Annotated in this window: 12 protein-coding genes and 1 riboswitch; of the genes, 3 read left to right on the top strand and 9 right to left on the bottom strand. The window is 76.2% G+C overall.

Features of this window, described 5'->3' with window-relative positions; genetic code table 11:
* Positions 1 to 397 precede the first annotated feature (397 nt).
* The 6 genes from ACPC54_RS00320 to ACPC54_RS00345 all read right to left on the bottom strand — a co-directional run bounded on the left by ACPC54_RS00320 (position 398) and on the right by ACPC54_RS00345 (position 7,236).
* The gene (locus ACPC54_RS00320) at positions 398 to 1,294 is read right to left on the bottom strand and encodes an ECF transporter S component (protein WP_498959517.1); all 897 of its coding nucleotides are present in this window, start codon (positions 1,292 to 1,294) and stop codon (positions 398 to 400) included.
* Complete coding sequence (locus ACPC54_RS00325) at positions 1,291 to 2,898, bottom strand: ABC transporter ATP-binding protein (protein ID WP_498959520.1); 1,608 nt, start codon at positions 2,896 to 2,898, stop codon at positions 1,291 to 1,293. The genes ACPC54_RS00320 and ACPC54_RS00325 overlap by 4 nt, the downstream gene beginning before the upstream one ends.
* Positions 2,895 to 4,013 (bottom strand): energy-coupling factor transporter transmembrane component T family protein, encoded by a 1,119-nt coding sequence (locus tag ACPC54_RS00330; protein ID WP_498960524.1) that lies wholly within the window; start codon positions 4,011 to 4,013, stop codon positions 2,895 to 2,897. The genes ACPC54_RS00325 and ACPC54_RS00330 overlap by 4 nt, the downstream gene beginning before the upstream one ends.
* 104 nt (positions 4,014 to 4,117) lie before the next feature.
* A complete protein-coding gene (locus ACPC54_RS00335; protein ID WP_498959522.1) occupies positions 4,118 to 4,840 on the bottom strand; it encodes an SCO2322 family protein in 723 nt (240 codons plus the stop codon).
* Between the two features lie 179 nt (positions 4,841 to 5,019).
* A complete protein-coding gene (locus ACPC54_RS00340; RefSeq protein ID WP_498959524.1) occupies positions 5,020 to 6,273 on the bottom strand; it encodes an SCO2321 family membrane protein in 1,254 nt (417 codons plus the stop codon).
* 153 nt (positions 6,274 to 6,426) lie between these two features.
* A riboswitch (cobalamin riboswitch) is annotated at positions 6,427 to 6,478 on the bottom strand.
* A gap of 137 nt (positions 6,479 to 6,615) precedes the next feature.
* Positions 6,616 to 7,236, bottom strand: a complete 621-nt coding sequence (locus tag ACPC54_RS00345) for a TetR family transcriptional regulator (RefSeq protein ID WP_498959526.1) — start codon at positions 7,234 to 7,236, stop codon at positions 6,616 to 6,618.
* Between the two features lie 296 nt (positions 7,237 to 7,532).
* Here ACPC54_RS00345 and ACPC54_RS00350 point away from each other — a divergent pair, with 296 nt between their 5' ends.
* The 3 genes from ACPC54_RS00350 (at position 7,533) to ACPC54_RS00360 (ending at position 10,888) form a co-directional block, all read left to right on the top strand.
* The gene (locus tag ACPC54_RS00350) at positions 7,533 to 8,843 is read left to right on the top strand and encodes a glycosyltransferase family 4 protein (RefSeq protein ID WP_498959528.1); all 1,311 of its coding nucleotides are present in this window, start codon (positions 7,533 to 7,535) and stop codon (positions 8,841 to 8,843) included.
* Positions 8,844 to 9,089: 246 nt separating this feature from the next.
* Positions 9,090 to 9,830 (top strand): class I SAM-dependent methyltransferase, encoded by a 741-nt coding sequence (locus ACPC54_RS00355; protein WP_498959530.1) that lies wholly within the window; start codon positions 9,090 to 9,092, stop codon positions 9,828 to 9,830.
* Positions 9,827 to 10,888 (top strand): prenyltransferase, encoded by a 1,062-nt coding sequence (locus tag ACPC54_RS00360; protein ID WP_498959532.1) that lies wholly within the window; start codon positions 9,827 to 9,829, stop codon positions 10,886 to 10,888. The genes ACPC54_RS00355 and ACPC54_RS00360 overlap by 4 nt, the downstream gene beginning before the upstream one ends.
* An 89-nt stretch (positions 10,889 to 10,977) precedes the next feature.
* Here ACPC54_RS00360 and ACPC54_RS00365 read toward each other — a convergent pair whose 3' ends face one another.
* The 3 genes from ACPC54_RS00365 to ACPC54_RS00375 form a co-directional block, all read right to left on the bottom strand.
* A complete protein-coding gene (locus ACPC54_RS00365) occupies positions 10,978 to 11,901 on the bottom strand; it encodes a hypothetical protein (RefSeq protein ID WP_498959534.1) in 924 nt (307 codons plus the stop codon).
* Between the two features lie 196 nt (positions 11,902 to 12,097).
* Complete coding sequence (locus ACPC54_RS00370; protein ID WP_498959536.1) at positions 12,098 to 13,066, bottom strand: N-acetylmuramoyl-L-alanine amidase; 969 nt, start codon at positions 13,064 to 13,066, stop codon at positions 12,098 to 12,100.
* A gap of 6 nt (positions 13,067 to 13,072) precedes the next feature.
* Positions 13,073 to 14,251 carry a hypothetical protein gene (locus tag ACPC54_RS00375; RefSeq protein WP_498959537.1) on the bottom strand — a complete coding sequence of 393 codons (1,179 nt, stop codon included), beginning with the start codon at positions 14,249 to 14,251 and terminating at the stop codon, positions 13,073 to 13,075.
* Positions 14,252 to 14,264 lie beyond the last annotated feature (13 nt).

Here is a 14,264-nt window from a genome sequence, read left to right on the forward strand (position 1 = left end):
AGAGCCGGCCGGCTGCTGTCCGGCCTGCCGCCAGGAGGCGGTGCCGGTCGGTCAGGAGGCGGGGGCGTGGATCTCGTAGACCCAGCCGGTCCTGTCGGCGCCGGTGGTGGCGAACCTCTGTCCCACCCACAGCTCGCAACTGGTGCCGAGATGGGCGCTGTTCTGCCCGCCGCCGCCCTTGACGATGTACTCGTCCGCCGCGACGTTCGCGACCGTCCGGGCGATCTCCGGTTCGGTCGTCGTGCGCCACCGGTCCCAGGCGTTGTCGTCACCGACCGGCCCGCACGGGAGGGTCTCGTCGTCGGCGGCCGCACGCGCCGCTGGAACGCCGGGGCGCAGGGGGAGCGATGCGCCGGTTCCACTCGCAGGAGTGAATTGGTCGTACTCGTACGTTCGCTCAGTCGCCCGGCGGGTGGAAGCCGACCGGCGCGTCGAAGGCGGCGCGGCGGGTGGCGCGGCGCAGGGCGCGCAGGACGGGGGTGCCGAGGGTGAGGCAGAGGACCACGGTGAGGGCGGCGCGGGGCAGGTCCCAGCCCAGCGACGTGGTCAGGCAGTAGGCGGCGAAGCGGACCAGGTTGGCGGGCAGCGGATCGCCCGGCACGAAGGAGATCGAGCCGGCCAGCCCGCCGATGTACGGCCAGCCCTGGAGGTTCATGATCGTGCCGTACAGGACGGCCGCCAGGGCGCCGTAGCCCGCCAGCAGGGCGAGTTCGCGGCGGCCGCGCAGCGTGGCGGCGCCGGGCAGCAGGCCCGCGCCGAGGCAGACCCAGCCCATGGCGAGCATCTGGAACGGCAGCCACGGCCCCACCCCGCCGGTCAGCAGGGCGGAGGCGAACATCGACAGCGCCCCCAGGACGAAGCCGAAGCCCGGGCCGAGCACCCGCCCGGAGAGCACCATCAGGAAGAACATCGGCTCCAGGCCCGCCGTCCCCGCGCCGAGCGGGCGAAGGGCCGCGCCCGCGGCCGCCAGCACCCCCAGCAGCGCCACCGACTTGGCGTCCAGGCCCGGCGCGCCGCCGCCCGCCGTACGGCCCTCGGAGATCTGGGCGACGACGACCGCGAGGAGCAGCGGGAGCAGGAGGGCGAACAGCCAGGGGGCGTCGGCGGAGTGGCCGACCAGGGCCGAGTCGGTGGCGGCGAGCAGCGGCCAGCCGAAGGCGGCGACGCCGACCAGGGAGACCAGGACGAGCGAGGCCACGGACCGGCGGCCGAGCGGGACGGGGCGGTTCGAGGCAGGGCGGTTCGAGGCGTTGCGGTTCGAAGCGGGGCGGTTCGAGGCGGGGCGGGTGTTCACGAGTTCAGCGCCTCCGCGACCTGCCCGACGGTGAGCCACGGCCCCGGTGCCAGCACCTTCGCCACCTGCGGGGCGAACGCGGGCGAGGAGACCACGACCTCGGCGGTCGGCCCGTCCGCGACGATCTCGCCCTCGGCCAGGATCACCGTGCGGTGGGCGAGTTCGGCGGCCAGCTCGACGTCGTGGGTCGCCAGCAGGACGGCGTGGCCCTCGGCGGCGAGGCCGCGCAGGATGGCGACCAGCCGGCCCTTCGCGGCGTAGTCCAGGCCGCGGGTCGGCTCGTCGAGGAGCAGCAGCGGCGGCCGGGCGGTGAGCACCACGGCGAGCGCCAGGGCGAGCCGCTGCCCCTCGGAGAGGTCGCGCGGGTGCGCGGTCTCGGCGATGCCCGGCAGCAGCCGCGCGACCAGGGCGCGGCAGGTGCCGGGCGCGGCACCCGCGTCCGCGTCGGCGGCCGCGCACTCGGCGGCGACGCTCTCGCCGTACAGCAGGTCGCGCGGATCCTGCGGGACGAGGCCCACCGCGCGGATCAGCTCGGCCGGGCGGGTGCGGTGCGGGGTGTGCCCGTCCACCCGGACGCTGCCGGAGGCCGGGGTGTGCAGCCCGACCAGGCTGCCCAGCAGGGTGGACTTGCCGGCGCCGTTGCGGCCCATCAGGGCGGTGATCTCGGACGGGCGCAGCGCCAGGTCGACCCCGCGCAGGGCCGGCACCGGGCCGCGCCGGACGGCGAGGCGGTCGGCGGTGGCGATCGGCTCGGGGTGCGGTGTGGTGTGCGGCCCGGTGGAGGGCACACGGCCGTCCAGCCGCTCGCGCAGCGGCCCGGCCTTGCGCCGCGCGTCCCGGACCGACAGCGGCAGCGGCCGCCAGCCCGCGAGCCGGCCCAGCCCCACCACCGGCGGGTGCACCGGCGAGTGCGCCATCACCTCGGCCGGCTCGCCCAGCACCGGCTCCTCGCCCGGGGCCAGCAGCAGCACCTGGTCGGCGTACTGCACCACCCGCTCCAGCCGGTGCTCGGCCATCAGCACGGTGGTGCCCAGGTCGTGCACCAGGCGCTGCAGCACGGACAGCACTTCCTCGGCCGCGCCCGGGTCGAGGGCCGAGGTCGGCTCGTCCAGGACCAGGACGCGCGGGTGCACGGTCAGCACCGAGCCGATCGCGACGCGCTGCTGCTGGCCGCCGGAGAGCGAGTTGAGGGCGCGGTCGCGCAGGTCGGCGAGGCCGAGCAGGTCGAGCGTCTCCTCGACCCGGCGGCGCATCACGTCGCCCGCCAGGCCCAGGGACTCCATGCCGTAGGCGAGTTCGTCCTCCACCGTGTCGGTGACGAAGTGCGCCACCGGGTCCTGCCCCACGGTGCCGACCACGTCCGCGAGTTCACGCGGACGGTGCGCGCGGGTGTCCCGCCCGGCCACCGTGACCCGGCCGCGCAGCACGCCGCCGGTGAAGTGCGGCACCAGGCCGCTGACCGTCCCCAGCAGCGTGGACTTGCCCGACCCGGACGGCCCCACCAGCAGGCAGAGTTCACCCTCCGGAACGGTCAGGTCGAGGCCGCTGAGGGCGGGCGCCGGGGCATCGGTGTACTGGACGGAGACCTGCTCGAAGGTGATCACGATGCCCTCCGGGGCGGGGTCGGGGCGGCGAACGCCGGTACCAGGCCGAGGAGTACGGCGAGGACGGCGCCCAGCGGCAGCGCGGGGACGGTCGGCGGGACGACGGTCGGGGCGAAGGCGGCCGGATCGCGGCCGGCCAGGACGACGGTGAGGGCCGCCACGGCGGCTCCGGACCCGGCCGTCAGCCACTCCGGAACGGCCCAGGGGTCGGGCCGGTAGCGGGTTCTGACGGATCGTCGGTTGCCGAGCAGCAGCCCGGCGAAGGCGGCGGCGAGGCCGAGGAGGAGTACGGGCAGGGCCCAGCCGGCGCCGCCCGCGCTCAACAGCCCGTACGCGGCCAGGCAGACCCCGAGCAGCCCGGCCAGCGTGAGCGCCGCCGTGGCCACCGCGATCCGGCGCGGGACGTCGGCGGTGCGGCCGAAGCCGCGGGTGTCCATCGCGGCGGCGAGCGCGACGGAACGCTCCAACGCGCCCTCCAGGACGGGCAGTCCGACGCTCAGCACGGCCGCGACGCCCCGGTCCGAACGGCCGCGCAGCCGGCGGGCGGCGCGCAGCCGGCGGACGTCCGCCACCAGGTTCGGCGCGAACGTCATCGCCACCACCACGGCCACGCCCGCCTCGTACAGCGCCCCGGGCAGCGTGCGCAGCAGCCGGGCCGGGCTCGCGAGGGAGTTCGCGGCGCCGACGCAGACCAGCAGCACGGCCAGGCGCAGCCCGTCGTACAGCGCGGACAGCAGGCCCTCCGCCGTCACCCGGCCGCCGATCCGCACCCCCTGCGCCCAGGCCGGCAGTGACACCTCGGGCAGCGTGAACAGGACGTGGGTGCCCGGGATCGGCGAGCCGAGGAGGACCGCGAAGACCAGCCGGATGCCGAGGACCAGCAGGCCCAGCCGCAGGAACGCCCCGTACGACCGCGACCAGGGCGCGTCGCCGCGCCGCGCCGCCACCACGTAGCCGGCGGTCGCGGCGAGCAGCAGCAGGACGGCCGGGTTGGTGGTGCGGGTCGCCGCCGCGCCCATCCCGAGTGCCCACAACCACCAGGCGCCGGGGTGCAGTTGGCGGGGGCCGGTGGGCGGCCGGGTGGTGGGGGGCGTGCGGCTCACGGGTGCGTCCAGGGGGAGGGGTGCGGGCAGGTGGCACCGGGGTGCGGTGGGCGGGCGCCGGGACGGGTTCGGGCGGTGGGAGGCGTGCGGCTCACGGGTGTGTCCTGGGGCAGGGGTCAGGGGTGGCGTCGGCGGCGCGTCTGCCAGGCGGCGCCGGCGGCGAGGGCGGCGATCAGCGCGCCACCGGTGACCAGGCCGATGTCGGGCCCGGCGCCGCTGCCCAGGCCGCCGCCCGGGCCGCTGCCGGTGGTGTCGCCGCGGTGCTCGGCGGGCCGGTCGGCGGCCCCGGCCGCCACCTGCTCGCCGCAGCCGGCCTGCGGGTAGCCGGCGATGGCGCACAGCAGGCCGTTGGTGTCGTAGCGCAGCGGCGGGGCGACGGCGGCCAGCACCTCGGCGGAGGTCGCGCGCGGGGCGACGCTCGCGCACGCCGTCCGCTGCTCGGGCGGCTGGGCGGCGGACGAGCCGGCGTCCTCGGCGGTGCCGAAGTCCAGCACGACGGCCACCCGCTTGCGGCCCTCCCGCGGGGGCGTCGCGGCGCAGACCACGTCGAACCGGGCCGCGGCCCGGGGCTTGGCGGCCTGCCGACCGCCGTCCGGACTCACGGCGAACCGCCAGCCGTCCACCGCGCCGTCCGGCGGCACGGCGACCGCCGGCCCGGCCTGCTGGTACGCCCAGCCGCCGTCCGTCGCAGCGCCGTCCGTCGCACCGCCGTTCGCCGCACCGCCGTTCGCCGCACCGCCGTCCGTCGCGCTGCCGCGCCAGAAGGACCAGTACCGGTACCCGGCCGCCTCGGCGGGCACGGCGGCGACGAGCAGGAGCAGCGGGACGAGCACCGCCACGAGCGCGCGCCCGTGACGGCGGGAGCGCGCACCCGGGGCGCCCACCGGGCGGCCCCACCCCGGCGCCCGAAGCGAACGACCGGCGCGCTCGGGCGCCGCGGGCGCGGGGCGGCACACCGTGCCGGCCGGGCCGCGGCCCGGCCGCTCCGTGCCCCGGCCGGTGAGCCCGGGGAGCGGGATCAAAGCTTCTGGCCGCGCTTGCGCTGGAGGCTGAGCAGCAGGCCGCCGCCGACGCCGATGAGCAGGCCGACGATGATCAGCCAGTACTGCCCGGCGCCGTCGTTCCGCTTCGGCTCCGGGGCCGAGGTCGCCGCCGGGGACGCGGACGCGGCCTGCGGGGCCGGGCCGAGGGCGGTGAGCTGGGCGGTGAGGGCGCCGGTGTCGCGCTGGGCGGCCTGGGTGACGAGCAGCAGGGTGGCGGTGGCGGCCGCGTCGGTGCCGTTCTTGGTCCAGGTGCCGCCTTCCTTGGCGAGCCAGTCGACGGCGCCAGCGGCCTGCTGGGGGTGGCCGCTCTGGACGAGGGAGAGGGCGGCCCAGGCGGTGGCGTTGTTGTCCGGTGCGGGCGCGGCGCCGGGGGTGGTGAGGGTGAGGTGGTTGCCGCCGGCGGTGAGCTGGGCGGTGAGGTAGGCGGCCGCGGCCTCGCCGGATTCGGCGTGGGCGACGGGGGCGCCGGCCGCGCCGGTGCAGGCGAGCGGCTTGGGGGCGGCGTCGGTGCGGACGCCGGCGGCGACGGGCAGGTGCCCGCCGGCGGCGGCGAGGGCGGCCTGGCCGGTGGCGAGGGCGTTCGGGGCGAGGGCCCCGCCGGCCGGGTCGGGCTGGTAGGCGAAGGCGCCGCGCTGGTCGGCGGGGGCGGCGCAGCCGAGCTGGTAGAGCGCGAGCCCGTCGAAGGCGTTCTTGCCGTTCTTGGCGACGCCCGCCGGGTCGGCCTTGGCGGCGAAGAGGGCGTTGACGGCGAGTCCGGTGGAGTTGGCGTCGCCGGGGCCGCCCGGGTTGTAGGACCAGCTGCCGTCCGCGTTCTGGTTGTCCCTGAGCCACTGGACGCCCTTGTCGACGGCCGGCTGGTGCCCGCCGAGGGCGATCAGGGCCTGGACGGCGACGGCGGTGGCGTTGCTGTCCTCGGTCTTGGCCTGGCAGGCGGCGCCGGCGGCCCGGTAGGAGGGCCAGCCGCCGTCCTCGCACTGCTGCCCGGTGAGCCAGGCGACGGCCGAGTCGGCCGGGGTGACCTTGGCGTTCGCCAGTGCCGTCAGGGCCAGCGACTGCCGCCAGACCCCGTCGTACTGCGGGTCGCCCTTGCCGTACAGGCCCTCGGGCAGCGCGGCGGCGGAGGCGGACGGACCGGACGGTGCCGGGCTGTCGGCGAGGGCCGGTGCGGCGGCGCCGGCCAGCAGGGCGGCGGACAGGGCGGCGGCGCCCAGGCGGGCGGCGGTCAGCATGGCGGAGGTGTGCCTTTCGGTGAGCGGTGGTGGCCCCGGTGCGGGGCCGTTCCGTAGTCCTCGACGGGTGCCGGGCGCGGGGCGCCGGGCGGGCCGCTCGCCCCTCCCCGGGAGGTCCGGCTCGTCCGGGTCGCCCGATCGGGTGGATCGGGCGGTGGCCGGGCTCACGGTTGCGGGGTCAGCGCCGGATTGGCACCGGCTTCCCCCGGGGGAGGAGCGGGATGAAGTTGTCTGGGGCCTGCCGGTGTGCGTCGTACGGTCGTGCTGCCCGTCGACTCTAGCCGCCGGGCCTGCCCGGTGTGTCCGGTGCGGACAGGAACAGGTTCCAGAAAGCCGCCGCCGTCACGGCAGGTCCAGCAGCCGCGCAGCGGTGTGCAGGTCGGCCCGGACCTCGGCGATCGAGGCGCGGCCGGAGAGCCAGGCGACGAGCGCCGAGTGCCAGGTGTGCTCGATGACCCGGACGGCCGCCCGCTGGCTCTCGCTGGGCGGACCGGACTGGCCGATGGCGTCCAGGATGAGCTGTCCGGTGGCGGCGCCGACGCGGTCGACGACGGCCGCGACCGAGCGGTCGGCGAAGCACATCGAGCGGACCATCGCCTCGGCCAGCAGCGGTTCGCGCTGCAGCGCGTGGAAGGCGCGGGTGAGCGCGTCGGCGACCCGCAGGGCCGGCTCCGGGTCGGTCGGCGGGTGCCGCCGGATGTGCTCCTGGAGGCCCTGCAACTGCTCCAGCATGACCGCGACCAGCAGGTGGACCTTGGACGGGAAGTAGCGGTAGAGCGTGCCGAGGGCGACCTGGGCGCCCTCCGCGACCTCCCGCATCTGCACCGCCTCGTACCCGCCGCGCGCGGCCAGCGCGGTGGCGGAGCGCAGGATGCGCCGGCGGCGCTCGGCCTGGCTGGCGGTCAGCGGCGGCTCGCCGGACGGCGCGGCGGGCGGGGTCGGGGGGGTGGCGGGCGGCGGCAAGGGTGCTCCCGGGGGCGCGTGGCTGGCGGCGTGCTCCACCTGTCGACACGAGGTCGGCACGGAGTCGACACGCGGTCGACGTGGTCGGCGTGGCGGGAATCACCAACCCTGGCTCCTGAGCGGAAGCTACGGGCCGGTATCTTCGAGGTCTCTCATTGTTCACACGGTCGATGACGAGTTCCACAGCCACTGAAACCTGATCTACTTTAGCGACCGGCAGCACAGGCCGGGAGTACCGACCGAAACGCCGACGGACGTACCGGCGGCAGCACAGCAGCCAGAGATGAGGGCCCAGGATGACCGCGCAGCCGCTGCGGATTGCCCTGTTGTCGTACCGCGGGGACCCCTTCTGCGGCGGTCAGGGCGTGTACGTACGGCACCTCTCCCGCGAGCTGGCCCGGCTCGGCCACCACGTGGACGTGATCGGCGCCCAGCCGTACCCCGTGCTGGACGAGGTCGACGGCCCCGGCTCGGTGCGCCTGGTCGAACTGCCCAGCCTGGACCTCTACCGCGCCGACGACCCCTTCCGCACCCCCGCCCGCGAGGAGTTCCGCGGCGCGGTGGACGCCCTGGAGTACGCCACCATGCGCACCGGCGGCTTCCCCGAGCCGCTGACCTTCTCGCTGCGCGCCCGCAGCTACCTGGCCGCCCACAAGGGCCGCTACGACGTGGTGCACGACAACCAGACCCTCGGCTACGGCCTGCTGGGCCTGGCCCGGCACGGCTTCCCGCTGGTCACCACGATCCATCACCCGATCACCGTGGACCGGCGGTTGGAGCTGGACGCCGCCACCACCCGGGTCAAGCGCCTCTCGCTGCGCCGCTGGTACGCCTTCACCCGGATGCAGCGCCGGGTCGCCGCCCGGCTGGACCACGTGCTGACCGTCTCCGGCACCTCGAAGCGCGAGATCGCCGAGCACCTGGGCGCCGCGCCGGGCGCGATCTCGGTGGTGCCGATCGGCGCGGACACCCGGCTCTGGTCGCCCTCGGACGGCGTCGAACGGGTGAAGGGCCGGATCGTCACCACCTCCAGCGCGGACGTCCCGCTCAAGGGCCTGGTGTACCTGGTCGAGGCGCTGGCCAAGGTGCGCACCGAGCGGGACGCGCACCTGGTCGTGGTCGGCAAGCCGCAGAAGGGCGACGGGCCGGTGGCCGAGGCGGTGCGCCGGTTCGGGCTGGCGGAGCACATCGAGTTCCGCACGGGCCTGAGCGACGCCGAGCTGGTCGACCTGTACCGCTCGGCCGAGGTGGCCTGCGTCCCCTCGCTGTACGAGGGCTTCTCGCTGCCCGCCGCCGAGGCGATGGCCACCGGTACCCCGCTGGTCGCCACCACCGGCGGCGCGATCCCCGAGGTGTCCGGCCCGGACGGCGAGACCTGCCTGGCCGTGCCGCCGGGCGAGGCGGACCTGCTGGCGGCCGCGCTCGGCCGGCTGCTGGACGACCCGGAGCTGCGCGCCCGGCTCGGTGCGGCCGGCCGGGAGCGGGTGCTGGCCCGGTTCACCTGGGAGCGGGCCGCCGAACTGACCGCCGAGGCGTACCGCGCGGCGATCGCCACCGGTGTCGGTGCCCGGGCCCGCTCGGGGCCGGGGTGGCGGTACGTGGCCTGAGCCGCCGCTCCGGCCGCGCCGTCGTCCACCGTCCTCAGAGTCCTTCATCGTCCCTCACCGTCTTCACCGTCTTCACCGTCCTTCACCGTCCTTCACCGTCGTCCACCGACCGACCGACCGCCCGGTCCCGAGCCCGAGCCCCGAGCCGGAGCCCGGTCCCGGGCCGAGAGCTCAAGTCCCACAACGTGCGCACGACCTGACGAACCGTCAAGAGCGCCTGGTAGCAGTAGGAATGGGAGCCCCGCAGTGCTGACCGTCGATTTCTCGCGCTTCCCGCTCGCCCCCGGCGACCGGGTGCTCGACCTGGGCTGCGGCGGGGGCCGGCACGCGTTCGAGTGCTACCGCCGCGGTGCCAACGTGGTCGCCCTCGACCAGAACGCCGAGGAGATCGCCGAGGTCAAGAAGTGGTTCGCCGCGATGGAGCAGGCCGGCGAGGCCCCCGAGGGCGCCTCGGCGGTCGCCATGGAGGGCAACGCGCTGGCGCTGCCGTTCGAGGACGGCTACTTCGACAAGATCATCATCTCCGAGGTCATGGAGCACATACCCGACGACCGGGGCGTGCTCGCCGAGATGTTCCGGGTGCTCAAGCCGGGCGGCCTGCTGGCCGTCACCGTGCCGCGCTGGCTGCCGGAGAAGATCTGCTGGGCGCTGTCCGACGAGTACCACGAGGTCGAGGGCGGCCACATCCGGATCTACCGGGGCGACGAGCTGCTCGGCAAGCTCAAGGACGCCGGCCTGGAGCCGTACGGCACCCACCACGCGCACGCGCTGCACTCGCCGTACTGGTGGATCAAGTGCGCGGTGGGCGTGGACAACGACAAGGCGCTGCCGGTCAAGGCCTACCACCAGCTGCTGGTCTGGGACATCGTCGGCACCCCGGTGATCAGCACCCTCACCAAGGCCGCCGAGAAGGCGCTCAACCCGGTCATCGGCAAGAGCTTCGTCGCCTACGCGTCCAAGCCCCAGCAGCCGAAGGCGACGGCATGACCGCCGCCGTCCCCGAGGCGCTGCTGCTCGACGGGGTGCTGGACGCCGAGCAGGCCGCCGACACCGTCCGCAGCATTCTGGCCGAGCAGCGGCCGGACGGCGCCATCCCGTGGTTCGCCGGCCACCACCTCGACCCGTGGGACCACACCGAGGCCGCGATGGCCCTCGACACGGCCGGCGAGCACGCCGCCGCCGAGGCCGCCTACCGCTGGCTCGCCGCCGCGCAGAACCCGGACGGCTCCTGGTACGCCGCGTACACCGACGGCGCGGTCACCGACCGGGCCAAGGAGAGCAACTTCTGCGCGTACATCGCGGTCGGGGTCTGGCACCACCACCTCAGCACCGGCGACGACGCCTTCCTGGAGTGGATCTGGCCGGCCGTCCGGCGGGCGCTGGACTTCATCGTCGGCCTGCGGCTGCCCGGCGGCCCGATCGCCTGGCGGGTCGACGAGGACGGCGCCGCCACCCAGGAGGCGCTGCTCACCGGCTCGTCCAGCATCCTGCACGCGCTGCGGTGTGGCCTGGCCATCGCCGAGTACCTGGAAGAGCCGCAGCCCGACTGGGAGTTGGCGGCCGGGCGGCTGCGGCACGCGATCGCCCACCACCCCGAGCGGTTCCTCGACAAGGACCGCTACTCGATGGACTGGTACTACCCGGTGCTCGGCACCGGCCTGCGCGGCGACGCGGCGTTGGCCCGGATCGACCGCGACTGGGAGCGCTTCGTCGTCCCCGGCCTCGGCGTGCGCTGCGTCAGCGACCGCCCCTGGGTGACCGGCGGCGAGAGCGCCGAACTCGCCCTCGCGCTCTGGGCGATCGGGCAGTCCGACCGCGCCGTGGACATCCTGCGCTGGATCCAGCGGCACCTGCGGCACGAGGACGGCTCGTACTGGACCGGGTACGTCTTCGAGGACGACGCGATCTGGCCGGAGGAGCGCACCACCTGGACGGCCGGGGCGCTGCTGCTCGCGGTGGCCGCGCTCGGCGGGGACCCGGCCACCGTCGCGGTCTTCGGCGGTGAGCAGCTGCCCGCCGGCCTGGTGGTCCAGGACTGCTGCTGAGCCACGGCGCACGGGAACGACGAAGGGGGCGGGACCGGAGAGATCCGGTCCCGCCCCCTTCGCGCGTTCCTGCTCGGGCCGATCGGGCGTCAGCCGCGCTGGATGCCCGAGGTGTCGGCCAGCACGCCCTGGGTGCCGTCCTGCAGCTGGGCGACCAGCGCGGCGCCGCGCTGCTCGACCGCCAGGTACCAGGTGCCCGGCACGACCTCGCCGACCGGGGCGCCGGCCGGGTTGTCCTTCGGCGCCAGCGGGCGCGGGGACGGCACGGCGAACCAGAACGGCTGGAAGTCCGCCGCCGGAGCGGTCGGCTGCGGCTGCTGCGCGGCCGGGGCCGGCTGCGGGGCGGCGCTGTCCTGCGGCTGGCCGGGCTGCGCCGGCTGGCCCGGCTGCGGCTGGCCGGCACCGGGGTAGCCGTAGCCGCCGGCGGCGGGCTGGCCGCCGAACGCCGGGTCGTGGCCCTGCGCCGGGTAGCCGTACTGGCCGGGGGCGCCCGGAGCACCCGGGTGGCCGGGCTGGCCCGGCATCGGGTAGCCGCCCTGGTAGGGCGCGGCCGGACGGTCGGTGGTCAGCGGCGCCTTCAGCGCGGGCACCAGCGGCGAGGCCGCGGCCGCACCGGCGAGCACGATCAGCGAGATGAAGCCGAGCCAGGCGCCGAAGCCGTGACCGAAGGCGTTGCTGTTCGGGCCGCCGCCCAGCGACCAGACCGAGGTCCAGAGCGCGGCGACGGAGAAGCCGATGCCCCACTGGTCCAGCCGGAGGCCGAGCACCTGCCGGGTGGCGGCGGCCGGGCCCTGGAAGCGCTGCACCAGGATCAGCACCGCGGCGAGGATGCCGAGGAGGTAGATCGAGGGAAGGACGGGGAACAGCTCGGTGCTCCACGCGTTCAGCGAAGAGGGGCAGTACGGGCTGCCGCCGCAGTCGACGGTGCGGTACGGCAGGAAGGAGGCGATGAAGAGCAGGACGGCCCCGCCTGCGACGGCGGCGTCTCCCCTGGTGAGAGCGCGCAGATTCACTTACGTTCCCCTCGTTGACGTGTCGTGGACGGCGATTCGCGCGGTCGGGCTGACCGGCAGAAACCCCCGAACGGACCAGAAGCCTAGGCCCAACCGTCCCGCCGGTGCACGGCGGGACCGGGAACGGGGCGAATTCGTTGCAAACCGCGCGGGCCGGGGGCGTCCGCGCCCCGCGGCCGCGCGGGCCACGACTGCCCTACCGGGTGGTCAGAAAAGCCGTCAGAGCGTCGGCGATCCCCTCGGCCGCCTGCTGGCGCCACTGAGGGTCCGTCATCCGCTTCGCGTCCGTCGAGTTGCGCATGTTACCGCACTCGATGAACACCTTGGGGACCGCGGAGAGGTTGAGTCCGCCCAGGTCCGAGCGGATGTCCAGGCCCTCGTTCGCGGTGTAGTCGGCGTAGGGCTCGCCGGTCGCGGCGCGGAAGTGCTCGCGCAGCAGCAGGCCGAGCCGGTGCGAGGGTTCGACGATCGCGGAGTTGTCCGCCTTACCCGCGGTGACCTTCGCGGGCAGGATCACGTGGAAGCCGCTGCCGCTCGCCGGACCGCCGTCGCCGTGCACCGAGACCGCGGCGTCGGCGTGCGCGTCGGCGCCGGCCCGGGCGCGCTCGTCGATGCACGGGCCCCACGGGCGGTCGCCGTCCTGCACCAGCACCACCTTGGCGCCCCGGGCGGCCAGCAGGTCGCGGGCCCGGCGGGACACGTCCAGGGTGTACTCGGCCTCCGTGTAGCCGGAGTCGGTCTCGGTGCCGGTGGTGTCGCACTCCTTGCGGGCGTTGCCGATGTCGACCTGGCGGTTGATCTCGGCGGGGTGGGAGAAGTTGCCGGGGTTGTGGCCGGGGTCGAGCACGACGGTGCGGCCCGCCAGGGGCGCGGTGGCGGTGGCGGTGGCGGTCGGGGTGCCGGTCGGCGTCGGCGGCTGCGCCGTGGTCGTCGCCGCGGCGGGGGTGCCGCCGGCCGGCGGGGGAGCGGCGGGCGGGGAGAGCGGCGCGGTCTCGACGGCGGTCGCCCCGGCCGTGGCGCCGGTCGTGGTGGCCGCCGGGCCGGAGTCGTCCAGGGCCCGCCAGCCCAGCCAGCCCGCCGTGCAGAGCGGAACGACCGCGGCCACCACGGTGGTGAGCCGCAGCAGGGCGGAGCGGCGGGGCTGGCGGGAGGTCGGGCCGGTCACGGTGGATCAGATCCTGTCCTGGGTCGGCACGGTGAAGCCGTAACTGGTCGCGATCGGCTTCCACTTGTTGGTGAGGAAGTCCGTCTTCGCCTTGCTGGCCTGCGAGCTGAGGGAGTCGGCGCGGGTCCTGTCCGGGGTGGTCGGCGCCCTGTCCGAACAGCCCTGCTGGGCGATGGCGTGCGCCCACGCCGCGTACGCCTTGTCGGCGTCGGCCGACAGCTGCCAGACGGACTTCAGCGAGTTCACCGCGTCCGCGCCGCCGGGCAGGTCCGTGACGCTCAGCTGGGAGAGCTTGGTGAGCAGCGTCTGGCGCTGGCTGGCGCCGGTGTCGAAGTCCTTCGCCGCGTTCTCGATGTCCGCCTTCGACGGGCAGCTGATCACCTTGGCGAGCGCGCTGCCGATCGGGGCCTTCGCGTCCTCGCCCTGGCCGAGCAGGTCGTTCAGCGCCTGCGCCTGGGTCTGGGCCTGCGGACCGGCGGTGGTCGCGGTCGGGGACGGCGTCGCGCTCGGCGCGGCGGGGGTGGTCGCGGCGCCGGTCGGCGCGGCGTCCGTCCCGGTCGGGGCGGGGGCCGGCTGCGGGTTGCCGCCCGCGGGGGCCGCCGTGGGCGCGGGGGCGGCCTGGCCGTTCTTGTCGGCGTCGTCGCCGTTGGACGCCAGCAGCAGGCCGCCGCCGATCGCCAGCACCAGCAGCACCGCGAAGCCGATCAGCAGCGGGGTGCGGCGGTTGGCGGGGCGGTCCTCGTCCTCGGGGTCCGGGTGGCCGGTCGGGTAGTCGGCCGGCTGGTCGGGCCGGGCGTCGTAGCCGGGCGGCGGGGCGTCGTACGGGGGGCGCGGCGGGCCGGCCGGGGGCGGCGGCGGGGTCGCGTGCGCCGGGAACGGCGCGGCGGGCGCGGCCGGCGGGAAGTCCGCGGTCGGCGGGTCGTAGCCGGGCGCGGTGGCCAGGTAGGGGCGGGCGCCCAGCGGCGGGCCCTGGTCGCCGACCTCGCCCGGGGCGGGCGGCGGCGCGACCGGGCCGGGGGCGGCCTGCGGAGCGGGCTGGGGTACGGGCCGGGGCGTGGCGGGCGGGGCGGCATCCTGGGCGGGCCCGGCGCCGGCCGGCTGCTGCGGGCCGCGCACCCAGCCGCCCGCACCGCCGCGCGCGGTCGGGTCCCAGACCGCCGGTGCGGTGTTGTGCTGGTCCGTCATGTGCCGCTAGCCC

The sequence above is a fragment of the Kitasatospora sp. NPDC094028 genome (assembly GCF_049543595.1).
GTDB lineage: Bacteria > Actinomycetota > Actinomycetes > Streptomycetales > Streptomycetaceae > Kitasatospora.

Excerpts from the sequence above, each read along its gene's own strand:
- ACPC54_RS00375 (WP_498959537.1), bottom strand. The coding sequence starts at position 14,251 with ATGACGGACCAGCACAACACCGCACCGGCGGTCTGGGACCCGACCGCG.
- ACPC54_RS00360 (WP_498959532.1), top strand. The coding sequence starts at position 9,827 with ATGACCGCCGCCGTCCCCGAGGCGCTGCTGCTCGACGGGGTGCTGGAC.
- ACPC54_RS00340 (WP_498959524.1), bottom strand. The coding sequence starts at position 6,273 with ATGCTGACCGCCGCCCGCCTGGGCGCCGCCGCCCTGTCCGCCGCCCTG.
- ACPC54_RS00350 (WP_498959528.1), top strand. The coding sequence starts at position 7,533 with ATGACCGCGCAGCCGCTGCGGATTGCCCTGTTGTCGTACCGCGGGGAC.